The following is a 23,241-nucleotide window of genomic DNA, read 5'->3' on the forward strand; positions in this document are numbered from 1 at the left end:
GCACGGGGCTCGTCACTCGCGGCGCCGACACCGGGGGCGAGCCACCTCCCGCGCGGACCCGTGAGCGAAGCGCGCGCTCCGCTTCCGTGGGCCAGCCTGGCAGCGCGGCCAGGGCCTGACGGGCCAGCTCCAGGAACGCGGGTGTCGCGGCCTCCAGCGGAATCTTCACCTTCTCCGCGCGCAGCCACTCCGCCATGCGCGTGAGCAGGCCCGGGTGCTGACGGCGCAGGATGGCCACGTCACCCTTCACCTCGTAGCCGCGCAGCTCCAGCTCGGCGATGGCCATGGCGCGGCTGGGCACGGGCAGCTCCATCCGGGCCAGCGCCTCCGGTCCACGATTCGCTCCGGCATCTTCCTGAAGCTGGGTGAGAACATCGTGAAGCATCCGCGCCACCATGGGGCCGTTGGAGGCATTGCCCATCTGGAGCTCCGGAGGCACCGAGGGCCACGCGAGCACCAGCCCCTGGCCCTGGGCGATGACGTCCGGCCGGTCTCCCGGCAGGAGCGCCACGTAGCCGCGCGGCGCGGCGGCGCTCTCCATCGTCTGCGCGTAGTGGAACGCGTCGGCCGCGCCCTGCGTCAGCCCCGCGAGCACGTCTCCCCGAGTCACCGTGAGCTGCCCCGGCACGCGCTGCGGTGACGTGCCCGGCCACGGGCCGGACAGGTGCCCGTAGAGGTACACGGGGTCGTTGAAGCCCTCGGCGTCGGCGGGGTGCTCGACGAGCTCCACGGAGAAGAAGAACAGCTCCGGCGCGGCGATGCGCCGAGGCGTGCGTCCGGAGGCGACTTCGTGGTGCGTGAGCTGCGCGAGCGCGGAAGCGGGCAGGCGGCCTCGCTCGCTCGCGGGAACGACGTGTACCCCGCCCAGCGCGTCCAGGCCCACCAGCCACTCCGGCTCCAGGGCGTGGTTCGAGTCCAGTCGGAAGGCGTCCACCACGTGCGCGATTTCAGAGGCGTCCGACTGGACGGGCTCCGGCGGCGTGGCGGCGTGGGGGATGAAGTAGCGGGGCAGGTTCACGGCGGCGGCGTCAGGCTCCCGCAACCGCGCGGACCACGCAAGCTCGGCACGGGCCCCCGCGTCAGTCCCAGGCGCCCGCGTGGACGTCGCGCGCTTCCTTCAGGGGGATGGGGCCCTCCACCTCGGTGGGGCTGCTGCCCCGCTCGAAGACCTCCCGGCACGACATGGCGAGCCCGCCCCGGGATGTGCCCACCAGCTTCGCGAACTCCGCGGACGACAGGGAGAACACCACCCGGCGCACGCCCCCCCCAGAAGATGGCGCCCGCGCACATGGCACACGGCTCCGTGCTCGCGTACATCGTGCAACCCGCGAGGACCTCCGGCGTGAAGCGCTTCGTGGCGTCCCGCATCAGGTTGGACTCCGCGTGGCCCGTGCAGTCCCGCTGCGTCGCCACCGTGTTCTCACCCTCCAGCAGCACCTGTCCCTGGGCGTCCACCAGCACCGCGCCGAAGGGCTGGTCCCCGCGCGCCCTGGCACGGCGTGCCGCTTCGATGGACTGCTGAAGGAATCGGGTTTCCTCGGGACGCATGGGCCAGCCTCCGGTTCGGGGCCGGCAACCTAACGACGCACCCGGGACCTCGCCACGGTTCCACGGGGAGGACGGACGTCGGCTCCTCGACCCGCGCCGTGTGTCCCCGGGAAGCTGGAGGCGAATCCAGCCCCCGGGGCACGTTCAGCGACTACTGGTCGTCGCAGGGGGTGCCCAGGCGAATGCCCTCGTACACACCCAGGTCGTTGTAGATGAGCGGCAGGTTCTCCTCGACGGGCACCTGGCGCAGCTCGAGCGACTTCTTCGTGTTCTCAATCCAGACGGACGTCTTCGCCTTGTCCAGCACCAGCCGGAGGTCGCCCTTCTTGGTGGAGAAGATTTCGCCCTCCGAGTCGGAGATGACGTTGGTCATCTTCTGCGGCTTGAGCGCGCCACGCGGGCCGATGAAGACGCGGTAGTTCTTCTGGTCCGTGGTGCGCGCGCCCTTGTCCACGAAGTAGTAGTTGCCCTTCGTGTCGCGCAGGAGCGCGTACGGCGCGAACTGCTGCGGGTTGGGGGCGTAGGCGGCCTTGCGCAGGATTTCCGCGCCCGGGACCGCCTCCATGAGGTTGAGGGGAATGTTCTTCTCGCCGCACCGCACGGCGCACGTCTTCGCCTTGCGGTCCAGCTCCACCTCGGAGACCACGCGCCAGTCCTGGCCACGGAAGCTGGGGTTGGCCGACTTGTTGAAGAAGCGGGGCTCCAGGAAGCTCGTCCCGGAGGTGAACGGCAGGGACGGCACCAGGAAGAAGGTCTTCCCGTCACCGTAGTAGAGCTGGTCTCCGCCGCGCTCCTCCTCGGGAGACACGACGACGTAGTGCCCCTTGCCATCGGTGCAGATGGAAGTGGACTCCATGATCATCTTCTGGCCCAGGTTCTCCTCCTTGCCCCAGGGGGGCTGGAGGGTCTCGGATGCCAGGGACGCGCTACAGGCGAAGGACACCGCCACGGCGGCGATACGCTGGAAGTTCATCGCAGGGTCTCTTGGACTAAAGGTTCGTCTTGTAGAACTTCTTGGCGAACGTCTCCTGATTGGAGGCGTCCTTCGAGGTGGTCCAGATGAGGCGCTGGGCGTCGAACTTCGGCTCCAGGCTCGCCCCCAGGCGGCAGCTCACCTGCTTCACCTTCTCCTTCACGGTCTGCTTCGCGACGTTGGAGACGTCACACAGCTCCTTCAGGACGCTGAGCGAGGGCTCACAGTAGCCGCTGATGCTCAGCTCCTTGAGCTGGTCGTCGGTGATGGTGCTCCAGTCGATGTTCGCCGCCACGGAGGTGCCGCAGGACTTGTTCATGTCCTGGAGCACGGCGCCGTAGTCCTTGTCGTGGCGCGCCATCTCGCCCTTGCGGTCGAACGCCATCAGCTTCTCCAGCGTGCCGTCCTCCTGCTGCTTCTGGTGCTGCTTGTAGACCTCCTCGGACTTGAGGGCCTTGGTGCGCTTCTCGTCGAAGGAGACGCGAATCTCCTTGCCGCGCCCCGGCACGTACAGCTCGTAGTTCGAGTTGCGCATGTACAGCACCGTGTAGCCCCGGCCGCGCCACTGGGTGGTGTAGTTGTGCTGCTCGCTGCTGTTGGTGCTCCAGTCCTTGAGCTCGAAGGGCAGCACCTTGCCGTCGATATCGGAGCCCGTGCCCTGCACGCGCAGGATGAACTTCTTGGACGAGCGCGGGGTGAGGGGGACGACGGCCACTTCCTCTCCCTCGGCGCCGGAATAGACCTTGCCGGCCTCGACGGGGGCCGCCGCGAGGCTTGCGGAAGCCCCCAGCAACAGCGTGGTGACGAATACCGCGACCAGGTTTCTCAAGCGATTCACCTCATGAGGCAGGGGCCCGTCCCATCCGGACGGCGCCATGTGTCAGAACTCGATGTCGTGCTGCTTGCAAAACTTCCGGACCCGGGGCTGCTCCGGCCGGGAGACCTTGGGCCATTGGGCCTTGGCGTTGCTCAAATCTCCCTGACGGCAGAAGGCCCGGGTGAGCAGCGAGTAGGACGCCAGTGGGATGACCTTGGGTTCCCTCCGCTGGCTGCTTCGTGCCAGACGAATGGCCTCCGCGGTGTCTCCCCCGTTTAAAGCACGCTCCCCATCCGCCAAAAGCTGCCGCAGCTCGTCAGACAGCTTTTCGGAAGGCTCGGGTCGGGTGGAAGGACGCGTGGAGGGGGGCGGATTCTTCGTCGCCACACCGGCCGGGTCGTCCGGAGGAGGGTTTTGCGGCGTCGGCGTGCCCGTCTGCGTCCCGTTGGGCGGAGGGGCCACCGGGGTGCCCGTGGTGCCCTGGGTGCCCGTGGTGCCCTGGGTGCCCGTGGCGACGACGGGCGGGGTGGCGGCCTGGGTGCCCGTGGTGGCCTGGGTGCCCGTGGCGACGGGCTGCACTGGCGGAGGCGTGGTGCCTCCGGTCGGCGTGGGCACCTGGGGCCGGGTCAACCACCAGCCGCCTCCGGCCACGGCGACGAGCGCGGCGACGACGAGCGCGGCCACCGGCGCACGGCTCTTCGGCGCCGGCGAGGACTGCGCGGCCACGGAGTGGACCACGGCGGCGCTCGTGGGCTGCACGGAGCCGGGCTGCACGGTGGGGGACGGCGTGATGTAGCTCTGGGGCGCGACGGGCGGCGGCACGGACGGCGCCTGCTGGGAGATGAGCGTGGGGTCCAACCCCGGAGGGTCCATCAAGGGCGCGGCCTGAGGCGCGGAGGCATGGACGATGCCCATCTGCCCGGTGCCTCCCGAGGCGAAGGCCCCCGCCGGCGCCGAGGCATGGACGATGCCCATCTGCCCGGTGCCTCCCGAGGCGAAGGCTCCCGCGGGCGCGGCGGGCTGGACGACGCCCCTGCTCCCGGAGCTGCCCGGCGCCATCGTGTCCTCGAAGCCCATGCGGCCCGTGTCGGGGCCCTTGCGGACGCTGCCAGGCGCCAGCGTGTTGGACAGCGAGGGCGGGCCCTCGGAGGGCAGGGCGATGCCGGACGGCGAGCCGGTGGGACGGGGCTGCGAGGCGTGGGAGCCCGCGGCCGGGCTGAGCGTGTGCAGGGGGCTGCCGGTGAGGTCCTCCACGAACGAGGCGATGTCCGGGTAGCGGTCCTCGATGCGCTTGGACAGGGCCTTGTCCACCGCGGCGATGGCGTGGGCGGGGGCCTCCGGACACAACGGGGCGAGCGGGGCCGCCGGCTCGTAGACGACGCGGAAGATCATCTGCGCGATGCCCCCCGCGCCGAAGGCGGGCGTGCCGGTCATCATCTCGTAGACGATGCAGCCCATCGCGAAGATGTCCGTGCGGGCGTCAATCTCGCGGTTGCGGCCCTGAGCCTGCTCGGGCGACATGTACTGCGGCGTGCCGATGAGCATCGCCTCCTGCGTCTGCACCGTGCCGGAGTCGAGGACCTTGGAGATGCCGAAGTCGAGCAGCTTGAGCCGCTCGCCCACCACGCCCCCGGAGTCGGTGGGCACGAGGAAGACGTTGGCGGGCTTCAAGTCGCGGTGGACGATGCCCGCCCCGTGCGCGGCCTGGAGCGCGGAGCCCATCTGCCGCGTGAAGGAGTAGACGTCGTGCAGCGGCAGCCGCCCGCGCTCAAGCCGCGACTGGAGACTCTCTCCGCGCAGGAACTCCAGCACCAGGAACGGCGTGCCGTCCTCCAGCGTGTCGTAGTCGAGCACCTCGACGATGTTGGGGTGGCCCAGCCGGGAGGCGATCTCCGCCTCGCGACGGAAGCGCGCGAAGATTTCGGCGGTGAGGTGGTCTCCACCGCGCAGCACCTTCACCGCGACCTGTTTGCCCGGAAGGCGCAGGTGCTGGGCCAGGTACACCGAGCCCATTCCTCCGCGCCCCAGGATGGACAGGACCTTGTAGGTGTTGCGCAGGACCGTATCGATGGAAAGGTCACCGTCGGACGGTCGATTCATGGGGCTGTGGCTCGCACGGGATTCTCAGGGGTGTTCCACCCCATTCCATCCTCCCACCCCACCATGAGGCAACCTTTCCGAGGCGGGATTCCGGACGGAGGCTGTCTTGAGCGGTGAGAACCCCTGGTGGCTTTCCGCCAGCCTGCTAAGGAAGCAGCCTGTATGACGAAAGTCGCGCCCCCCAAGGACTTGCTCGAGGTCCGCGTCCGCCGCATCCATCGCCGGGACCTCAACCGGACCTGGGAGTTCCTCAAGCTCGTCTTCCGCGACGTCAACCGCGAGACGGTGGAATACCAGCGCCCCCGCTCCAAGCGCCGCTTCATGGAGGTCTACACCTCCGAGTGGATAGAGCAGCTGCTCTATGAGGTCGACGGCGAAATCGTCGGCTATTCCGAGTGCGCCTTCGAGGCCACGGGCGACGACAACTGGGTGAACCCCCGCTGGTTCGAGAAGCGCGGCATGCGGCCCCTCTTCGTGGAGGAGCTCGCGGTGCACCCGGAATACCAGGGGCGCGGAGTGGGCAGCTTCATGCTGGATCAGCTCCAGCATCTGGCCCGCACGCGCGGCTGTACCCACCTGGTGCTGGAGGTGGCGGAGAACAACGAGGCCGCGCTGGCGTGGTACCGGGCGAGGACGTTCTACAAGCTCGACGCCGCCATCTTCCTCGCGCAGAAGGTGCCGGGAGAGCCGGAGCTGCTGCCGCCGCGTCGCATCAAGCGCCGGCCGAAGGCGACCGAGGGCGAGGCCACCTCTCCGAACACCGGCCCCATGCCGGAGACCCCCGCGGCGCGAGGTGGCGCGCGCAAGGGCCGCGCTCCCGCGGCGAAGAAGGGAAGCTGAGTCACGGCGACTTCGCGGGGGGCGTCAGCGTGCGACTGAAGAAGCGCACGGCGTCCTGGCTGAGTTCGCGGTGCAGCTTCACGCGGTCCACCCCCGGAGGGTCCACGCAAATCTCCGGGGTGTGCTTCGCCATCTCCGCCCGGCACGGCGCGAGGAACACGAAGTGCCCGGCCTTGGGCACCTGTGTGTACTCGGGCTGCTGGGGCAGCGCGTCGCGAACGCGGAGGGCCTGGGCGACCCCGTCGAGCACCTCGTCCTGCTCCGCCGCGTACAACCGGACGGGCACCTTCACGTCCTTGAGTCCGGCCTCGTCGAAGAAGACGCCCACGGGCGCCATGACGAAGAGGGAGCGGATGCGAGGCTCCCGCGTGCCGCCGCGCAGCTCGGGGCGGACCGCGCGCACCGCCTTCATCTCGGTGCACAGGACACTCCTGGCGTGCGCGGCGTCTTCGCAATAGGGCCCAAGCTTGCCGAAGTCCGGTGACGCGCCCCCGAGCAGGAGCACGGTGTAGCCGCCCAGCGAGAAGCCCATGGCGCCCACGCGTGATGGGTCCACGAGCGGGCCCATCACCGCGTCCGTGAGCACCGAGTCCAGGAGCGTGCGCACCTGCAACGCGCGTCCCAGGAACACCTCGTCCGTGCCCGAGCGGGCGCCGTCGTTGTGCGTGTTGCCCGCGTGGTCCAGTGACGCGACGACGAAGCCCTTGCGCGCGAGCGCCGAGGCCAGGTCGCTGTGTCCCCAGCGCGTGCCCATGTGGCCGTGCGAGATGAGCACCAGCGGATGACGTCCGGGGATGGGCGGCAGGTCCTTGCCCGCGTCGAGCTGGAGCAGGTCCACCGGGAAGGGCTTGGAGGCTTTCGTGGAGGGATAGAGCACCACGCCCCGCAGGGGCCCGCCGTTCACCGGGTCCTTCATGGCGAGCTCGCGGTAGCCCACGCCTCGGATGATGGACGCGGAGGCGGAGGCCGCCACGAGCAGGGCGGCGAGCGCGAAGGCCCTGGGAAGCGCGGTGCCAGGTCGTCCAGAAGTCTTCATGGCCCTCTTATCGTCCGAGCCGGCATTCGATTGCACGGCCCCAGGGTGAAGGGGGCTGGACGACACGGGGTTGCGACTGGAGTCGCATGGGCCGGACGGGGTGTGGACCTCATGCTCGCGCCCCTTGCCCCCCTTCGGGGGTGGACCGGGACAAGGGTTGATGAGGACGCCGTGGCGCGGATGGCTGCTGCTCGTGGCCTGGCTCGTCGCGGGGAGCGCGTGGGCCCAGGATGCGCACTACTGGACGCGTCAGTTCGGCAACCGGGCGTGGCTGCTTGGCGGCGCGCTGCTCGGAGACCCCGCGGACATCAGCGCCGTCTATTACAACCCCGGCGCCCTCGTGCTGGTGGGCACGCTGGAGCTGGAGCTGACGGGCAGCGTCTTCGAGTTCTCACGCCTGTCGCTCGTCAACGGCCTGGGGCCGGGCAAGGACCTGACGACTTCGCGCTTCGACGCGCTGCCCGCCTTCATCGCGGGCCCGCTGCGCTTCCACGGGCTGGGCCGCGCGCGCATGGGTTATGCGCTCCTCACCCGGCAGGGCTTCGAGACGCTGCTGACGCGGCGGGAGGACTTCACCGGCACCGACCTCGTCGGGGTTCAAGGCCTCTCGCAGTTGTCCTCCGACGTGCGGCTGGAGCACGGCGTGAAGGAGCTGTGGGCCGGCGTGAGCTGGGCGTATCCGCTGAGCAAGTCCCTGGGCGTGGGCATCACCCCGTTCCTCGCGGGCCGGCAGCAGCACGCGGACTTCCTGGCCATCTCCCAGGGGTCCGGCGCTGACGGGCGCGAACTGCTCGCGACGGTGAGCCGAACCTATCGACTCCAACACCTGCGCCTGCTGGCGAAAATCGGCGTGAGCTACCAGGAGGAGCGGTGGGCGATGGGCCTGACGGTGACGACGCCCAGCCTGGGCATCTACGGCACCGGTGAGGTCGGGCTCGAGCGCGCTGAGTCAGCAGGGCCTGCCCCTGGAGGGGCCCGCGCGGGTCTCCAACTTCCAACCGGGGACGCCCGCGCGCTTTCGCAGTCCGCTGTCCGTGGGGCTCGGCGGCAGTCGGGTGCTTGGTGGCACCACCTTGCATGCGGCGGTGGAGGTCTTTGCGCGCGTGCCGGTGTTCCGCATCCTCGACAGCGACCCCATCCCCGTGGAGGGCCCCGAGCGCGTGCTGAGCAGCGACGTCTTCTACGGCCTGGAGCCGGTGGTCAACGCGGCGTTGGGCGCGGAGCACCGCGTGGGCGACAAGCTGCGCGTCTACCTGAGCGTCCACACGGACTTCAGCGCCGCCATCAATCTGCCCAACACCAGCACGCTGCTGGGGACGAGCGACCTGTACCACGTGGCCACCGGCGTCTACTTCCCCGTGCGGCACTCGCGCGTCACCGTGGGCACGGACCTGGCGTGGGGCCGTCAGACGACGCGGCGCTTCTCCGACCTGCTCGCGCTGACGGGCCTGCCGCCCCCGAGCGAGTCGCAGGCGATTCACGTCTTCCACGCCACGCTCGTCGTCGGTCTCACCCTGGGCCTCGGCGGTGGTGAGCGGGAAGAGGACGAGGCGCGACCCAGGTCGGACCTGGAGGTGCCCATCGCGGACGAGGGCGGGGCCCGGTAGCGCCGTCAGAAGCTCAGCGTGCCGAGCAGCTCGAAGGTGTTGCGGTAGACGTGCACGGGCTCGGTGACCGCGCCCGCCAGCGAGTCTGGCGCGGTGAGGTCCCGGATGCCCAGCTCGTGGCGGGACAACACGTAGCCGGCGCGCAGGCCGCCATCGAGGCCGCGCAGCCCGGGGAAGAAGCCCCTCACGAGGATGACGTCCAGGCCCGCGCCCAGATGCAGTGTGTTGGGCCACAGGTTGCGGAAGAAGCCGGGCAGGCGAATCCAGTACGAGTTGGGATTGGCCATCCCCACGCCGTTGATGTTGCCTTCCTCCAGTCGGTACCACGTCAGCCCGTAGCCGACCTTGACGTACGGCTGGAAGCCGCCGGGCAGGATGTTGTAGCGGATGCTGCCCGCGTACTCCCACAGGTTCAGCTTCGCGCGGAGCCGGAAGAGGCTCTCCTCGCCCGCGAGCGGCACGTCGATGCCCACGTCGCTGCGCGAGTGCAGCAGCGTGTTCTCCGACGTGAAGCGGTCCCCCAGATAGAAGCTCACCTTCAGCGTGGGGGAGATGGCCGTGTCCACCACCGGCTGGATGAACCGGGACGGCTGTTCGCTGATGGTCGGGTCCAGCGCGAGCAACTGCGGCCCCCACTCGGCGAGCTGCCGGTCATTGAGCAGCAGCGCGGCGAAGTCCTCGTCGAGCAGCCCGATGCTGATGCCCGCCTCCACGCTCACGCGTCGCCGGGGCAACTGCTTCTGCGGCGTGTAGACGGGCTCGTGGTTCTCCACCAGCGCGCGGATGGGTAGGCCCACCACCCGGTAGAGGAAGTCGAACGGCGGCAGGCTGATGAGGATGGCCACCGGGCCGTTGAGAAAGCCCAGGTTGTTGGAGAAGTCGTCCTGCACGTCCAGCGGGAAGAACCAGGGCAGCTCCCCGGGCGCGTAGCGGACGAAGCCCGCGTTGGGCGCGGGCCGGTTCCAGCCCTCGCTGAAGGCGGGGCCGGTGATGGACAGGTTGCCCATGTCCGAGTGCGCGACGATGCCCGCCAGTGGCGAGGCGGCGGAGGGGTAGCCCCAGCGCAGCGGCAGGATGAGCCAGGACCACTCGCGGCGCACCGACGGGTCGTCGATGGCCAGGTCGTAGACGCGCTCCCAGTCCGGCACCAGGTCGATGCGCTCCGCCATGTCGTAGCGCACCACGTCCTCGGGCAGCGGCCGCTTCGGGTCCGACAGGTACTCCTGGTGGTCGAAGTGCTTGGGCACCGCTTCCGTGGAGCCCGCGGGGCCCACGTCCTTGAAGACGCCGGGCAGCGGATACGTGGCGTGGGACTCGCGAGCGTGCGGGCCGGGGGAGGCGAGCAACTGCTCCAGGCCCTTCGAGTCCGCGCCGATGTACCCGATGGGATGCGTGTTGATGCGGGTCTCCTTCTCGTCCGCCCAGACGTAGCTGCGCACCCGCGCCAGCAGCTTCTTCTCGCCGGGTCGGTCCTCGCCCCGCAGGTCCACCAGCTCCTCCCACTGCTTGCGCGGCAGGTACGCGTTGGGGCTCGCGAAGTCGAAGACCATGGAGTTGCGGTGGAAGAAGTACTCGGTGCGCTTGAGGACCAGGGGGTCCGGGCCGTCGGCGGCCAAGCCGCCCGCGAGGATGCGCCGCATTTCGTCCTCGGTGAGCGGGCGCTCCACGGCGGACAGGGGCGAGATGACGGCGCTCACGTGCTCCCAGTCGCCCTCGTGATTGTTGCCCCCGGCGTTGAAGGGATAGAAGAACCAGTACTGGATGAGCAGCTCGTAGCCGCGCAGGCCGTGCTTCGCGTCGCGCACCTCCGAGAGGAACGGATGCGCGTAGACCTTCTCCGTGCCCTGGTAGCGGCGCGCAATCTCATCCGGCGTGGGGCTCGCGTACGCCTCATGCCACGTCGAGGGGTCGAAGCCCGGGAAGTCGAAGTACATCACGGTGAAGGGCGCCTGCTCGGCGGCCACCGCGTCCTGTCGCAGGCGGGGAATGGTGGGGTGGTCCGGGTGGAACTCCCGCAGCAGCGCGATGAGGCGGCAGTCGTCGCGCGCATCCCGTCCGGACTGCTCCGTCTGGAGCGCGACTTCTGGTGCGCCGTCCTCGGGACAGTGATGGCCGAGTGAGGAGAAGTTGATGGAGTCGCTGCGCATCAACACCGAGCCCGGCTTCGCCAAATCCCACGTGTCCAGGTTCAACAACAGGCCGCCGGGCAAATCTCGGAAGGCCTTGTGGTCCATGGGGAAGGTGTACGTGTTCTTCACCAGGATGGGCGCGAAGCGCACCGCCAGCGCCTGCAACACCCGGAACCGGTTGTCGTCCATGCCGTCGCGCGGCGTCTCATCGCGGTAGGACGGGTCCGCCGTGTCGCCGTAGAGCGAGAGCGCCTCGCTGGCCGTCGTCTGCCGGACGATGCGCGGATAGGCCAGGGGCACGTAGCGGAAGTACTCCTCGCGCGTCGGCGGCCCGGAGGCCCGAGCGTCGCTCGGGTGCGTCAGCAGACCCACGAGCAGCAGGGCCTGTGCGGCATGGACCGCGATACCGTGGCGCATGGTGTCCCCCCGGGACTCGCGGCGCAGTGCCTCACGTGGGCGCTCGCGATGAGGGGAGCCTAGGAGGCGCGCCCGCGCGCAATCCCACGGGATGTGCCGGGAGCGTCGGACACCGTACGGAGACCCGGGTGCGAAGGGGAGGCACTCACCCCCACGCACCCGGTGGTCAACAGTCGCGGCGCGTGGGCTCGCGCGCTTGCTCCGCTCAAGCGGGGAGCGGCTCCGTGGAGCCCTGCGTCGTCGCGGTCGCCGGAGGCGCGGACGGCGCTTCGCTCGGGGCGGTGCGCGGCGCGGGGGCGATGGTCGACTCGCCCATCGTCTCGCCGTGCTGGCTCAAATCCAGGCCCTGCTCCTCCGCCTCGCGGGTGACGCGCAGGGGCACGATGCGGTCCACCAGCTTGTAGAGCAGATAGGAGCCGATGAAGGAGAAGGCGGACACCAGCGCGAGCGCCAGCATGTGCATGAAGAACGTCTTCGTCTCGCCGTAGAGCAGCCCCACGTCCTTGGCCAGCACGCCGGTGAGCACCATGCCCACCACGCCGCCCAGGCCGTGACAGGGGAAGACGTCCAGCGTGTCGTCGATGGACGTGCGGCTCTTGAGGTGCACCGCCGCGTTGCTCACGAAGCTTGCGACCAGGCCCACCATGATGCTCTGCCCCACGGTGATGAAGCCCGCGGCAGGCGTCACCGCGACCAGGCCCACCACCGCGCCCACGCACGCGCCCATGGCGCTCGGCTTGCGGCCGCGCAGCCAGTCGAAGGCAATCCAGCCCAGCATCGCCGCCGCGGATGCCGTGTTCGTGGTGGCGAAGGCCAGCGTCGCCAGCGACGAGGCCGACAGCGCCGAGCCCGCGTTGAAGCCGAACCAGCCGAACCACAACATGCCCGTGCCCAACATCACGAAGGGCAGGTTGGCCGGCGTGTGCGACGCGTTCTCCAGATGGACCTGCCGGCGGCCCAGCACCAGCGCGCCCGCCAGCGCCGCGAAGCCCGCGGACATGTGCACCACCGTGCCGCCCGCGAAGTCCAGCACTCCCCACTCACGCAGGAAGCCCTTCGGGTGCCACGTCCAGTGCGCCAGCGGCGCGTAGATGACCAGCGTGAAGAGCACCATGAAGAGCACGTACGCCTTGAAGCGCACCCGCTCCGCGAAGGCGCCAGTGATGAGCGCCGGGGTGATGATGGCGAACTTGAGCTGGAACAGCGCGAACAGCATCAGGGGAATCGTGGGCGCCAGGTCCGGGTGCGTCTCTCCACCGACGCCGCTGAACATGAAGAAGGTGCGCGGGTCGCCGATGATGCCGTGGATGCTGTCGCCGAAGCAGAGGCTGAAGCCCACCACCACCCAGAGCAGGCTGATGACCGCCATGGCGATGTAGCTCTGCAGCAGCGTGGACACGACGTTCTTCAGCCGCACCATGCCGCCGTAGAAGAAGGACAGGCCCGGCGTCATCAACAGCACCAGCGCCGTCGCGGTGAGAATCCACGCCGTGTCCGCTGGGTTGATGGGCCCCCCTTGCTTCACCTGCGCCGCCGGCGTCACCAACATGCCCGCCACGCCCACTCCCACCAGCAGGGCCAGTGCCAACCACTTCTTCATCGCGTCACCCCAAGGAAGACTGACGCAATGCAGTATGGGGCCGGTGTGGGCCAGATTCAACGGCCCGGAGTCTTAAATCCCGTCGGATACAGCTAAAAATCGATATAATTGGGCTTAAGGTTCATGGGTCTGGGCGGGATGTAGGGTCATCTACTTCACGATGATGCGGCCACCCTTGATGTCCAGGTCCTCGCCGCCCTTGAGGACGACGTTGCCCCCGTCTGTCTGGATGGTGCAGGGACTCGAGCCCTGGATGGTGACGGAGGCCGTCTGGCTCTTGCCGAATGAGACGGAGGTCTTCACGCCGCTGCACACCGCCGTCCAGGTGTAGTCGCGCGAGTCGCGGTTGTAATAGCGCACGGTGACGGCGGCCCATGCGGCCGACGACGCCAGCAGGCCGGCCACGAGGGTGGCTATCGAGAGCCTGGCTTTCATTGTCTCCCCCTTTGAAGGAAGTGGCGCAGTCATAGCCGTTGGCCCTGACGCGCGCTCGTCACGCGAGGTGAGACATACCCGCCGAGGCGGCTGGCTTCGTCCCCGCGTGGAGTCCTACGCAGACATACGAACCGGGCGTGCGCGCCTGGCTCACGTGTGCGTCGGTGGCGCCGCGGTGGCCTGGTCGAACTCGTCGGGGTGGAGGTGGAACCAGCGGGCGATGAGCATCACCTCCTGGGCCTCGTGGGCGCGCAGGCCGAGCGTCTCGGGCTCGGGGCGCTCGAAGATTTCCCGGACGCGGGCCTCCAGGGCTTCGCGCTCCTCGGGGGTTCGCGGCGCGGGACGCTCGTCGCGCACGCTGCCCCGGCGCAGGACGTAGACGCGGTCCTCTCCGGCGTGGCCCGGCACCGTGTACACGAAGGACAGCCGCTTCATCGTCCGGCCCAGGGAGACCATCCACTCGCGGAGGTTCTTCAGGCGCTCCGCGCGGTCTCTCAGCTCCGCGGCGTACTCGAACTGGAGGCGCCGGGCGGCCAGGGCCATGCGCTCGTGCAGCAGGGTGAGCGGGACGTCGGAGGTGCCTTCCAGGAAGGCCCGGGCCTGGGCGATGCGGGCGTCGTACTCGGCATGGGTGCAGCCGCCGGCACAGGGCGCGAGGCAGCGGGAGAGCTGGCCGCGCATGCACAGGGGCTCCTGCTTCAGCGGGAAGAGCTGGCCCTGGTTGGCCAGTCGCATCGGTGTGTCCGCCGCGCAGTCTCTCAGCTCGAGCAGGTCGTTCACCGCGCGCACCACGTCGGAGACCGCGCCCTGGCCCTGGAAGGGGCCGTAGTAGTCGCCGCTCGCGCCGGTGACGCGCCCCACGACGTGCAGGCGGGGCACGGCCTCCTTGGTGAGGTGGAGGAAGCAGTGTCCCCGGTCTCGCTTGTGCTCCACGTTGTAGAGGGGGCGGTGGAACTTGATGAGGCGCAGCTCGCGCAGCAGCGCGGCGAACTCGCTGGGCGTGTGCTCCCACTCCACCTGATGCGCGTGGGCGATGATGTCCGCCGCCTTGTCGCCGGGCTCCGCGCGAAAGTAGGAGAGCAGCCGCGAGCGCACCCGCACGGACTTGCCGACGTAGAGCACTTCGCCCGAGGGCCCCAACATCCGGTAGATGCCGGGCCGGTTCTCCGCGTTCGCGCGGACGTGTTCGAGGAGTGAGGCGACGCGGGAAGACATGTGCGGCGAAGGCCCGGCCCTGTGCGTGCCGGACGACATGTCACCGTACACCTCGGTGCGGGCCTCGCGCGGCCCTCGCCTCTTCCCTCCAGCGTGCTTGTCCGTGGGGCGGACGGCCTGGTCGCATGCGAAGGCGAGCAGGTGAGGAGGGGGTTGGTCGCGCCCGCGACGCGCCACACGCGAGGCCGCCGCTCGCCATGGGGGCACTCCGTCCAGACTCCGATGGAGGTTTATGAAGTTATGTTAACCACCTTGTCTCGTTTAGTTAACGGCGTTAAGTGATGGTCCTGTGTAAACCCGGCCTCGCGATGAGGAGGGGTGTCTGCCTGCCTCGATGAAGGCGGGAGGGAGTCGCCGTCATGGTGCGTGCCCCGTCGTTGACCCTGTCCGCCGCGTGGATGAGCGGCTTCGCCATCCTCGTCGTGGGGCTGTTGTCCCTGGTGGGGTGCTCGCGCCCGGCCACCGCCGCTCCGGGGCCTGCTTCCTCCGGTGAAGCGCCCGTCCAGGTGCGCTCCGTGCCCGTCGTGGCGGAGGAGGTCACCCGTCCGGTGCGCGCCAGCGGGGTGCTCGCCGCGAAGCAGGAGCTGCGGTTGTCCTTCAAGCTGGGTGGCATCGTCAGGCAGGTCGCCGTGGACGAGGGTCGGTCGGTGACGCGAGGGCAGGTGTTGGCCGCGTTGGACCCGTCGGAGATTGGCCCTCAGGTGGCCCAGGCTCGCGAGGGGAGGGACAAGGCGGCCCGGGATTTGGAGCGCGCGAAGCAACTTCACGAGGCCCAGGTGGCCACGCGCGCGCAGCTGCAAGACGCCACCACGGCCTTCGAGGTCGCCGACGCCGCCTGGAGCGCCGCGGCCTTCAACCAGCGACAGGCCACCCTCGTGGCGCCCTCGAACGGGCGCATCCTCCGTCGGCTGGTGGAGCCCGGTGAGGTGGTGTCCCCCGGCCAGGCCCTCTTCCAGTTCGCGAGCGAAGATGGCGGCTGGGTCGTCCGCGTGGGCCTGACGGACCGCGACGTCGTGCGCGTGCGGGAAGGGGACGCGGCGGAAGTATCGCTCGACGCCTACCCCGGCCGGACGTTCCTGGCGCGTGTCAGCGAGATTGCCAGCGCCGCCACGCCGGGCCTGGGCACGGCGGAGGTGGAGCTCGAGCTGCGACTCCCCAAGGAGGTTCCCGCACGCGTGGCCGGCGCCGACGAGCGAGGTGGCGCCGAGCCCTCCCCGCGACTGCTGTCGGGCCTCTCCGCCAAGGCACGGGTCCTTCCGTCCGAGCGGCAGACGGTGCGCTTCATTCCCGTGGAGGCCCTGCTGGAAGGGGACGGTGACGTGGCCAGCGTCTTCATCGTGAACCCGGATGGTCGGAGCGCGCGGCGCCAGCGCGTGAGGGTGGCCTTCCTCTCCAACGAGGACGGCCGCGCGGCCCTGTCCGAGGGGCCCGACGTGGGCGCCCACGTCGTCACGGATGGCGTGGCCTTCCTCCGCGACGGCCAGGCGGTGGCGGTGGTGGAGGCGCGATGAAGCTCTCCACCGCGGCCGTGAAGAACCCGCAGCTCACCCTGGTGGTGTTCGCCATGCTGGTCGCGCTGGGTGTCTCCAGCGCGCTGTCCATTCCCCGCGCGGAGGACCCTGTCTTCCCGATGCCGGGCTTCACGCTCATCGCCGTGTACCCCGGAGCGAGCCCGTCGGACCTCGAGCAGCTCGTGGTGGACCCGCTCGAGGAGGCCTTCGAGGAACTCGATGACGTGAAGGAGGTGCGCAGCCAGATGGAGGACGGGCTGGCGCAGCTGGAAATCGAGTTCGAGTCCTCCACGGACCCGGATGACAAACACGCGGAGGTGCTGCGGCAGGTCACCGCCACGCGGCCTCAGCTTCCCTCGGGACTGGTGCGCCTGGAGGTCCTCCGTCACAGCGCGGCGAACGTGAGCGTGGTGCAGTTCGCCCTGGTGGGGCCTCATGTCTCCGCGCGGGAGCTGGAGCGGCACGCGGACGCCCTGGCGGACCGGTTGACGCATGTGTCCGGCGTGAAGAAGGCGGAGGTCTTCGCGGCGACGAAGCAGGAGGTGCGCGTGTCGGTGGACCCGGAGCGGCTGGCGCGCGTGGGCGTGTCGCTGGAGCGGGTGCTGCAAGCGCTCGGCGGCGCCAACCTCAACGTCCCCGCGGGCAGCGTGGACCTGGGCGCGCGGCGCTTCAACGTGAAGACGAGCAGCGAGTACACGTCGCTCGAACAGGTGCGCGCCACCGTGGTGTCCGGTGGCGAGGCGGGCGTGGTGCGCTTGCAGGACGTGGCGGAGGTTTCGTTTCGGGACCAGGACGCGGTGCACCTGGGCCGCTTCAACGGCGAGCGCGCTGTCTTCGTCGGCGTCACGCAGAAGGAAGGCGGCAACGTCTTCGCGGTGAGGGACGCGTCGCTCGAGGTCGCCCGCGAGTGGGCCCGGGAGCTGCCGAAGGGTGTCCGGCTGGAGACGGGGTTCGACCAGTCGCTCCAGGTGGAGCGGCGGCTGGGCGGCTTCGCGATGGACTTCGCGCTGGCGCTGGCCCTGGTGCTGGTGACGCTCCTGCCCCTGGGCTTCCGGGCCAGCCTCATCGTCATGGTGTCCATTCCCCTGTCCCTGGCCCTGGGGCTCGCGGCGCTGCACCACGCGGGCTTCACGCTCAACCAGCTCTCCATCGTCGGCTTCGTCATCGCCCTGGGGCTCCTGGTGGATGACAGCATCGTGGTGGTGGAGAACATCGCCCGCTTCCTGCGTATGGGGCGCAGCCGGGTGCGGGCGGCCATCGAGGGCACGTCGCAGATTGGCCTCGCCGTGCTGGGCTGCACCGCCACGCTGGTGTTGTCCTTCGTTCCGCTGCTGTTCCTGCCCGGCACGTCCGGTCAGTTCATCCGCAGCCTGCCCATGGCGGTGGTGTTCACCATCCTCGCCTCGCTACTGGTGTCGCTCACGGTGATTCCGCTGCTGGCCAGCCTCTTCCTCTCGGAGGGGGAGCACCCGGAGGGCAACCGCGTGCTGCGCTTCTTCCACCACTTCATCGAGCGCAGCTACCGCCCGCTGCTGCACCGCGCGCTGGCGCGGCCGGTGGTGACGGTGGTGGTGGCCGCGGCGCTCTTCGTGGGCAGCCTGGCGCTGGTGCCGGTGGTGGGCTTCAGCCTCTTTCCGAAGGCCGGCACGCCCATGTTCTACGTGAAGGTGGAGACGCCCGAGGGCGCCAGCCTCCCGGAGACCGACCGGGCCGTGCGCTTCGTGGAGGACGCCCTGCGCCGCCGGCCGGAGGTCGTCTCCGTCTCCGCCAACGCGGGGCGGGGCCATCCGTCCGTCTACTACAACGTCCAGCCGAGCGCGGAGCGACCCAACGTGGGCGAGCTCTTCGTCCAGCTCCAGGACTACGACTCGGAGACGACGCCCGCGCTGCTCGACGGCCTGCGCGCGGAGCTGTCCGCGTACCCCGGCGCGCGCATCGAGGTGCGCGAGTTCGAGCAGGGGCCTCCCATCGAAGCGCCCGTGGCGGTGCGACTGGTGGGGCCGGAGTTGGAGACGCTGCGCACGCTGGCCGCGCGGACCCAGCAGGTGCTGGAGACGACGCCGGGCACCCTCTACGTGAAGAATCCGGTGCAGACGCGTCGCACGGACCTCCAGGTGGAGGTGGACCGGGAGAAGGCGGGGCAACTGGGTGTGCCCGCGGCGGAGGTGGCGCGCGCGGTGCGCTTCGGGCTCGCGGGGCTGCCGGCGGGCACCTTCCGCGACGAGGCGGGCGAGGACCATCCCATCCTCGTCCGGATGCCACTGGAGTCCGGCGCGTGGCCGGCATTGGGCGCGCTGGAGCGCCTGCATGTGGCCAGTGTCACCGGCGCGCAGGTGCCGCTCATGCAGGTGTCCCAGGTGCGCCTGGAGGCCAGCCCCAACCGCGTCACCCACCACGACGGCGAGCGCTCCGTCACCGTCTCCGCCAGCGTGGCCACCGGCTACATCAACGACAACGTCATCCAGGACGTGCTGCGCCGGCTGGACGCGGAGGTGAAGCCGCCGCCGGGCTACCGTCTGGAAGCGGCCGGAGAGCTGGAGAGCCGCCAGGAGAGCTTCGACGGCGTGTCCGCGGCCGGCATCATCGCGGCCTTCGGCGTGCTGGCGGTGCTGGTGCTGGAGTTCCGCACGTTCCGCAGCACGCTCATCGTCGCGTCGGTGATTCCGCTGGGACTGGTGGGCGGCATCCTCGCGCTGTTCCTCACCGGCAACACGCTGTCGTTCACCGCCTCCATCGGCTTCATCGCCCTGGTGGGCATCGAGGTGAAGAACAGCATCCTCCTGGTGGACTTCACCAACCAGTTGCGCGCGCGGGGTCTGTCCGTGGACGAGGCCATCGAGCAGGCGGGCGAGACGCGCTTCCTGCCCATCCTGCTCACCACGCTGACGGCCCTGGGGGGCCTGCTGCCCCTGGCGCTGGAGCACAGCAGCCTCTACTCACCCCTGGCGTGGGTCATCATCGGTGGGCTGATTTCCTCCACCGTCCTCACCCGGGTGGTGACGCCGGTGGTGTACAAGTTGCTGGCCCCGGAGGTGGAGCGGGAGGGCGAGGCACCGGCCAGCGAGGGGCCTGCGTCCCCGCTGCCCGGCTCCGTCGCATCGGCCGGTGGCGCGGCATAGCGGCACTCGAGAGGCACCATGGGCATCAAGGAGCGACGAGAGCGGGAGAAGCAGGCGACGCGGCAGCGCATCCTGGATGCGGCGCGCGAGCTCTATGTCCAGGAGGGCTACGAGGCGATGACGATGCGGCGCGTCGCCGAGAAAATCGAGTACAGCGCCACCGCCATCTACGTGCACTTCAAGGACAAGGCCGCGCTCATCCAGGAGCTGTGCGCCCATGACTTCCTGCGCTTCGCGGAGGTGCTCAACAAGGTCGCCAAGGTGAAGGACCCGGTGGAGCGCCTGCGGAAGATGGGGCGGGCGTACATCGACTTCGCCCAGGAGTACCCCACCACCTACCGCCTGCTCTTCATGGAGCGGCGCCCGGCCGAAGTGGGGACCACGGGCCCGGACGGCCCGGAGCAGGGCAACCCCGAGCAGGATGCCTATGCCTTCCTGCGCCAGTCCGTGCAGGAGGCGAAGGACGCGGACTGCTTCAGGCCCGAGCACCAGGACGTGGAGCTGGTGAGTCAGGCGCTCTGGGGCGGCCTGCATGGCCTCGTCGCGCTGCACCTGGTGATGGGGCCCGAGGACAAGTGGATCGACATGCGTCCACTGATGCGCACCGCGACCCTGATGATGGACCTGCTCCTGGAGGGCCTCTGCAAACCCTCCAGGTCAGGCGGCGCTACGCGGGCTCGATGAAGTTGAGCCGGTAGCCGTCCGGGTCGGTGACGATGACCTCCCGGGTGTGCCACGGCTGGATGGCGGGACCCTCCACCACGGCCCCCTGCGCCTGCGCCCGCAGGAGCAGCTCGTCCAGGCCGCTTGCGCCCTCGACGCGGAAGCCCACGAGCACGCCCAGTCCCCGCCGGCCTTCCAACTGCAACTGCGTCGGAGGCGCGACGAGGTAGACGTCCACCGCGCCCGCCCACTGGAGGCGGACGAAGGGCGGCTCTGCTTGGGTGCGCTCGAAGCCGAGCGCCTCGTAGAACGCCAGGGAGCGCGTCAGGTCCGAGACGAGCAGCTTGACGAAGGCCGGAATCACTTCTTGAGGCCTTCGGCGGCCAGCGCCGCCTGCACGTGGGGACGCTCGGCGATGCGCGCGTGGTAGGCCTTCACCGCGGGGAACGCCTCCAGGTCCACCTGCACGGGCTTCGCCCAGTTCAGCACGGTGAAGAGGTACGCATCCGCGACGGTGAACTGCTCACCCATGAGGAACGTGTTCTTCGACAGGACCTCGTCCAGCGTCTTGAAGCGCACCGCGAGCCGGTCCTTGTAGATCTTCTTCCCCTCGTCGGGAAACGCCGGGTTGAAGAGGGGGCTGAAGCCCTTGTGAATCTCGGTGGAGATGAAGTTGAGCAGCTCCTGGAGCTTGTAGCGCTCGAGCGAGCCGTTGGCGGGGGCCAGCTTCGCCTCGGGCGCCTGGTCCGCGATGTACTGGACGATGGCGGGCCCCTCCGTCAGCACCGTGCCGTTGTCGAGCTGGAGCGCGGGGACATAGCCCTTGGTGTTGACGGCGAAGTAGTCCGCGCCGGTCTCCGTCTTCTTGCCGCGCAGGTCGACCTTCTCGAGGTCGAACTTCAGGCCCGCCTCACGCAGGGCGATGTGCGGGGACAGGGAGCAGGCACCGGACGAGTAGTAGAGCTTCATGGGAGCGCATTCCTCACGTGGGGGGTTCGAGGCGCGCAGTTCTGCACCTTCCCGGGAGGGGATGCCACCGTTTCGATGCGGGGCACCGGGTGTCGCCGGGCAGGCGGGCGGGTGGACGGCACGTGGCGCCCGCCGCGCTCCTGGGTCGGCCGGGCCCCGCTGCCGGGGGCGCGCTCGGAGTGGTAGTTGTTTCGCTCGGAGGTTGGCGCCGGCCCGGGGAGCCCGCCACGCCTCCTTACCCCCAGAGCGAGCCCCGGCCCCGCGGGGCGCTCCGTCAGACATGGCCGGGCCTCGCGCCCGAACCTGGAAGGACCCTATGCGTTTCAAAGTCACTCTGTTGCTGCCCATCGCGTTGCTGGCGTGGGGCGTGATGCCGGCGTGCTCCGGTGATGACGATGACAAGCCCGGCGATGGAGGCTCCAATCCCACCGACTCGGGCACCGACGCCGGTAGCCACCCGGGCGACGGCGGCACGGGCAACGCGTCCTGCCCCACCGGCGCCATCCTCTGCGAGACGTTCGAGAACGGCTCCGCGGGCTGGGATGTCGGCCGCGAGCACGCCACCATCGAGGCGGACGGCACGAAGCCCCACACCGGCTCGCGCTCGCTGCACGTCGTGACGGAGGACGGCATCGACGAGAAGCAGAACGAGGGCGAGGCGATTGGGCGGTGGATGAAGAGCATCCCTCCGTTCGACACGCAGCTCTTCGTGCGCGCGCACGTGTTCATGAACGCCTTCCCCGGCGACCAGGGGCAGATGGGCACCTACTTCGTCCTCTTCTCCGACACGAACTCGGACTTCGGCGGCATCGAGCTGCAGGTCATCCGGGACACGGGGTTCGCGCTCGATGACTGGTCCGCGAGGACGGGGCAGGGCTGGAATCGTCAGGGCCCGCCCGTCAACCTGGGCATGTCCACCGGCCGCTGGGTCTGCCTGGAGTGGGAGGTGCGCCGCCCCACCGCGTCGAGCACCCACGGCAACGCGCGAGTCTACGTGGACGGCGCGCTGGCCCACGATTTCACCGACATCGGCATGCGCTCCTTCAACAACTTCTGGGTGGGCTACGGCTTCGTGCATCCCCAGGGGCCGTCGGCCTCCGAGACGTGGGTCGACAACCTGGTGGTCAGCCGCACCCAGCGCGTCGGCTGCGAGTAGCACCCCGCCTCACCGCCGGCCCTGGCGCACCCCGGGGCCGGCGGCTCGTTCCCCCCCGTCGCGCGACACCTGTCAGGACGGGTTGATAGGGTTCGTGTGTAATTAACACGAAGTCTCGCCGCCTTTTCGCGGCGGAGGTCTGTCAGGAGCGGGTCATGTCGTTGAAGGAGCTTGCGCGGCAAACGGTGCGAATCGCGGAGCTGGGGACGTATGAGGCGCCCTCGGGGCGGAGCGTCTCGCTGGGGAACCTGGTGGCGCGCGCCGTGAGCGGGACGTTGCTGTACCGGCCCGACGACTTCGGGCGGCTCCCTCCCTTCGAGCCGGGACTGGAGCGTCCGGACCTCCACATCGAAGTCACGGGCGAGAAGACGGGGCAGGCCGCTCGGCGGTTGGTGGAGGAGGAAGGAGAGACGCGGGTCGCCGCGCTCAACTTCGCCTCCGCGAAGAACCCGGGCGGCGGCTTCCTGGGCGGCGCGAAGGCGCAGGAGGAGGACCTGGCGCGCTGCTCGGCGCTCTATCCGTGCCTGCTCTCGCAGCGGGGCTACTACGACGCGAATCGCGCCGAGCGCTCGATGCTGTACACCGACCACCTTATCTACTCGCCGGACGTGCCGTTCTTCCGGGGCGACTCGCTGGAGCTGCTGGAGCGGCCCTTCTGCCTCTCCGTGCTCACCGCGCCCGCGCCCAATGCCGGCGAGGCGCTCCGGGTGGACGTGGGCCTGCGGCCTCAAATCCACGAGGTGCTGCGCGCGCGGGCGCTGAAGGTGCTCCAGGTGGCGGCGCACCAGGGCCATGAGGTCCTCGTCCTGGGAGCATGGGGCTGCGGCGTCTTCCGCAACGAGCCGGTGGAGGTCGCCAACGCCTTCTCGCTCGCCCTGGCGGCCCTGCCCGGCGCCTTCAGGCGCGTGGTGTTCGCGGTGTACGAGCGGAGCGGTGACGGGCCCAACCCGCGCGCCTTCCGCGAGCACTTCGCGTGACGTGGCGTCGGGGGCGGGGCGGCGGATTTAACTCGGTTTAATTCCACCTCCGCCCCGGTTTGGACGACAACTCCCCAAGCATTCACTTCAGGGGGAAGTCGATGACAGGGGATTGGGGCGGTCCGGGGG

20 protein-coding genes and 1 pseudogene are annotated in these 23,241 nt (G+C 69.7%); 7 read left to right on the forward strand and 14 right to left on the reverse strand.

What is annotated here, in order from left to right; all coding sequences use genetic code 11:
- The 6 genes and pseudogenes from FJV41_RS33865 to FJV41_RS33885 form a co-directional block, all read right to left on the reverse strand.
- On the reverse strand, positions 1-1,018 hold a 1,018-nt coding region (locus FJV41_RS33865), incomplete at its 3' end, for a hypothetical protein (RefSeq protein ID WP_141646734.1).
- A 61-nt stretch (positions 1,019-1,079) separates the two neighbouring features.
- Entirely contained in the window at positions 1,080-1,259 is a 180-nt protein-coding gene (locus tag FJV41_RS54050) for a hypothetical protein (RefSeq protein ID WP_246137591.1), read from the reverse strand.
- Positions 1,260-1,266: 7 nt separating this feature from the next.
- A pseudogene (locus FJV41_RS55010) lies at positions 1,267-1,548 on the reverse strand (nucleoside deaminase); the annotation flags it as partial.
- Between the two features lie 151 nt (positions 1,549-1,699).
- Positions 1,700-2,521 (reverse strand): hypothetical protein, encoded by an 822-nt coding sequence (locus FJV41_RS33875; protein ID WP_141646735.1) that lies wholly within the window; start codon positions 2,519-2,521, stop codon positions 1,700-1,702.
- Between the two features lie 16 nt (positions 2,522-2,537).
- Positions 2,538-3,359 carry a hypothetical protein gene (locus FJV41_RS33880; RefSeq protein WP_246137593.1) on the reverse strand — a complete coding sequence of 274 codons (822 nt, stop codon included), beginning with the start codon at positions 3,357-3,359 and terminating at the stop codon, positions 2,538-2,540.
- Positions 3,360-3,401: 42 nt separating this feature from the next.
- Positions 3,402-5,438: a serine/threonine-protein kinase gene (locus tag FJV41_RS33885; RefSeq protein ID WP_141646737.1), complete on the reverse strand. Its 2,037-nt coding sequence runs from the start codon at positions 5,436-5,438 to the stop codon at positions 3,402-3,404.
- 162 nt (positions 5,439-5,600) lie between these two features.
- Between FJV41_RS33885 and FJV41_RS33890 the strand changes: the two genes are divergently transcribed.
- Positions 5,601-6,278, forward strand: a complete 678-nt coding sequence (locus tag FJV41_RS33890) for a GNAT family N-acetyltransferase (RefSeq protein WP_141646738.1) — start codon at positions 5,601-5,603, stop codon at positions 6,276-6,278.
- A gap of 1 nt (position 6,279) precedes the next feature.
- Here the strand turns inward: FJV41_RS33890 and FJV41_RS33895 are convergent, their stop codons facing one another.
- Both FJV41_RS33895 and FJV41_RS33900 read right to left on the reverse strand, forming a co-directional pair.
- On the reverse strand, positions 6,280-7,314 hold the full coding sequence (locus FJV41_RS33895) for an alpha/beta hydrolase family protein (RefSeq protein WP_141646739.1): 1,035 nt from the start codon (positions 7,312-7,314) through the stop codon (positions 6,280-6,282).
- Positions 7,315-7,635: 321 nt separating this feature from the next.
- Positions 7,636-7,827, reverse strand: a complete 192-nt coding sequence (locus FJV41_RS33900; protein WP_141646740.1) for a hypothetical protein — start codon at positions 7,825-7,827, stop codon at positions 7,636-7,638.
- Between the two features lie 410 nt (positions 7,828-8,237).
- On the opposite strand from FJV41_RS33900, the gene FJV41_RS33905 reads away from it, so the two are divergent.
- Complete coding sequence (locus tag FJV41_RS33905) at positions 8,238-8,921, forward strand: hypothetical protein (protein WP_141646741.1); 684 nt, start codon at positions 8,238-8,240, stop codon at positions 8,919-8,921.
- Between the two features lie 5 nt (positions 8,922-8,926).
- Here FJV41_RS33905 and FJV41_RS33910 read toward each other — a convergent pair whose 3' ends face one another.
- From FJV41_RS33910 to FJV41_RS33925, 4 genes are all read right to left on the reverse strand, one after another.
- On the reverse strand, positions 8,927-11,467 hold the full coding sequence (locus FJV41_RS33910) for a hypothetical protein (RefSeq protein ID WP_141646742.1): 2,541 nt from the start codon (positions 11,465-11,467) through the stop codon (positions 8,927-8,929).
- 205 nt (positions 11,468-11,672) lie between these two features.
- Positions 11,673-13,067, reverse strand: coding sequence for an ammonium transporter (locus FJV41_RS33915; protein WP_141646743.1), 1,395 nt, complete (start codon positions 13,065-13,067; stop codon positions 11,673-11,675).
- A gap of 150 nt (positions 13,068-13,217) precedes the next feature.
- On the reverse strand, positions 13,218-13,502 hold the full coding sequence (locus tag FJV41_RS33920; RefSeq protein ID WP_141646744.1) for a hypothetical protein: 285 nt from the start codon (positions 13,500-13,502) through the stop codon (positions 13,218-13,220).
- 150 nt (positions 13,503-13,652) lie between these two features.
- Positions 13,653-14,717, reverse strand: coding sequence for a UvrB/UvrC motif-containing protein (locus FJV41_RS33925; RefSeq protein ID WP_141646745.1), 1,065 nt, complete (start codon positions 14,715-14,717; stop codon positions 13,653-13,655).
- Positions 14,718-15,076: 359 nt separating this feature from the next.
- Between FJV41_RS33925 and FJV41_RS33930 the strand changes: the two genes are divergently transcribed.
- The 3 genes from FJV41_RS33930 to FJV41_RS33940 are packed head-to-tail and all read left to right on the forward strand — an operon-like array spanning position 15,077 to position 20,031.
- Positions 15,077-16,228, forward strand: coding sequence for an efflux RND transporter periplasmic adaptor subunit (locus tag FJV41_RS33930; protein ID WP_141646746.1), 1,152 nt, complete (start codon positions 15,077-15,079; stop codon positions 16,226-16,228).
- Positions 16,225-19,347, forward strand: a complete 3,123-nt coding sequence (locus tag FJV41_RS33935; protein WP_141646747.1) for an efflux RND transporter permease subunit — start codon at positions 16,225-16,227, stop codon at positions 19,345-19,347. The genes FJV41_RS33930 and FJV41_RS33935 overlap by 4 nt, the downstream gene beginning before the upstream one ends.
- Positions 19,348-19,365: 18 nt before the next feature.
- Positions 19,366-20,031 (forward strand): TetR/AcrR family transcriptional regulator, encoded by a 666-nt coding sequence (locus tag FJV41_RS33940; protein ID WP_141646748.1) that lies wholly within the window; start codon positions 19,366-19,368, stop codon positions 20,029-20,031.
- On the opposite strand, the gene FJV41_RS33945 is transcribed toward FJV41_RS33940, so the two are convergent.
- Positions 20,015-20,374, reverse strand: a complete 360-nt coding sequence (locus FJV41_RS33945) for a VOC family protein (protein WP_141646749.1) — start codon at positions 20,372-20,374, stop codon at positions 20,015-20,017. The genes FJV41_RS33940 and FJV41_RS33945 overlap by 17 nt on opposite strands.
- A complete protein-coding gene (gstA, locus tag FJV41_RS33950) occupies positions 20,371-20,979 on the reverse strand; it encodes a glutathione transferase GstA (protein WP_141646750.1) in 609 nt (202 codons plus the stop codon). Before gstA ends, FJV41_RS33945 begins: the two co-directional genes overlap by 4 nt.
- 316 nt (positions 20,980-21,295) lie before the next feature.
- Here gstA and FJV41_RS33955 point away from each other — a divergent pair, with 316 nt between their 5' ends.
- Together FJV41_RS33955 and FJV41_RS33960 are read left to right on the forward strand one after the other, a co-directional pair.
- A complete protein-coding gene (locus tag FJV41_RS33955; protein ID WP_141646751.1) occupies positions 21,296-22,135 on the forward strand; it encodes a hypothetical protein in 840 nt (279 codons plus the stop codon).
- Between the two features lie 155 nt (positions 22,136-22,290).
- Positions 22,291-23,112 carry a TIGR02452 family protein gene (locus tag FJV41_RS33960; protein WP_141646752.1) on the forward strand — a complete coding sequence of 274 codons (822 nt, stop codon included), beginning with the start codon at positions 22,291-22,293 and terminating at the stop codon, positions 23,110-23,112.
- Positions 23,113-23,241: the final 129 nt, after the last annotated feature.

Source organism: Myxococcus llanfairpwllgwyngyllgogerychwyrndrobwllllantysiliogogogochensis, from assembly GCF_006636215.1.
GTDB classification, from domain to species: domain Bacteria; phylum Myxococcota; class Myxococcia; order Myxococcales; family Myxococcaceae; genus Myxococcus; species Myxococcus llanfairpwllgwyngyllgogerychwyrndrobwllllantysiliogogogochensis.

What these genes read in the sequence shown, in the direction of transcription:
- FJV41_RS33875 (WP_141646735.1), bottom strand. Translation starts at nt 2,521, where the DNA reads ATGAACTTCCAGCGTATCGCCGCCGTGGCGGTGTCCTTCGCCTGTAGC.
- FJV41_RS33885 (WP_141646737.1), bottom strand. Translation starts at nt 5,438, where the DNA reads ATGAATCGACCGTCCGACGGTGACCTTTCCATCGATACGGTCCTGCGC.
- FJV41_RS33890 (WP_141646738.1), top strand. Translation starts at nt 5,601, where the DNA reads ATGACGAAAGTCGCGCCCCCCAAGGACTTGCTCGAGGTCCGCGTCCGC.
- FJV41_RS33895 (WP_141646739.1), bottom strand. Translation starts at nt 7,314, where the DNA reads ATGAAGACTTCTGGACGACCTGGCACCGCGCTTCCCAGGGCCTTCGCG.
- FJV41_RS33900 (WP_141646740.1), bottom strand. Translation starts at nt 7,827, where the DNA reads ATGCGCGCGCGGCCCAGCCCGTGGAAGCGCAGCGGGCCCGCGATGAAG.
- FJV41_RS33910 (WP_141646742.1), bottom strand. Translation starts at nt 11,467, where the DNA reads ATGCGCCACGGTATCGCGGTCCATGCCGCACAGGCCCTGCTGCTCGTG.
- FJV41_RS33915 (WP_141646743.1), bottom strand. Translation starts at nt 13,067, where the DNA reads ATGAAGAAGTGGTTGGCACTGGCCCTGCTGGTGGGAGTGGGCGTGGCG.
- FJV41_RS33920 (WP_141646744.1), bottom strand. Translation starts at nt 13,502, where the DNA reads ATGAAAGCCAGGCTCTCGATAGCCACCCTCGTGGCCGGCCTGCTGGCG.
- FJV41_RS33925 (WP_141646745.1), bottom strand. Translation starts at nt 14,717, where the DNA reads ATGTCTTCCCGCGTCGCCTCACTCCTCGAACACGTCCGCGCGAACGCG.
- FJV41_RS33930 (WP_141646746.1), top strand. Translation starts at nt 15,077, where the DNA reads ATGGTGCGTGCCCCGTCGTTGACCCTGTCCGCCGCGTGGATGAGCGGC.
- FJV41_RS33935 (WP_141646747.1), top strand. Translation starts at nt 16,225, where the DNA reads ATGAAGCTCTCCACCGCGGCCGTGAAGAACCCGCAGCTCACCCTGGTG.
- FJV41_RS33940 (WP_141646748.1), top strand. Translation starts at nt 19,366, where the DNA reads ATGGGCATCAAGGAGCGACGAGAGCGGGAGAAGCAGGCGACGCGGCAG.
- gstA (WP_141646750.1), bottom strand. Translation starts at nt 20,979, where the DNA reads ATGAAGCTCTACTACTCGTCCGGTGCCTGCTCCCTGTCCCCGCACATC.
- FJV41_RS33955 (WP_141646751.1), top strand. Translation starts at nt 21,296, where the DNA reads ATGCGTTTCAAAGTCACTCTGTTGCTGCCCATCGCGTTGCTGGCGTGG.
- FJV41_RS33960 (WP_141646752.1), top strand. Translation starts at nt 22,291, where the DNA reads ATGTCGTTGAAGGAGCTTGCGCGGCAAACGGTGCGAATCGCGGAGCTG.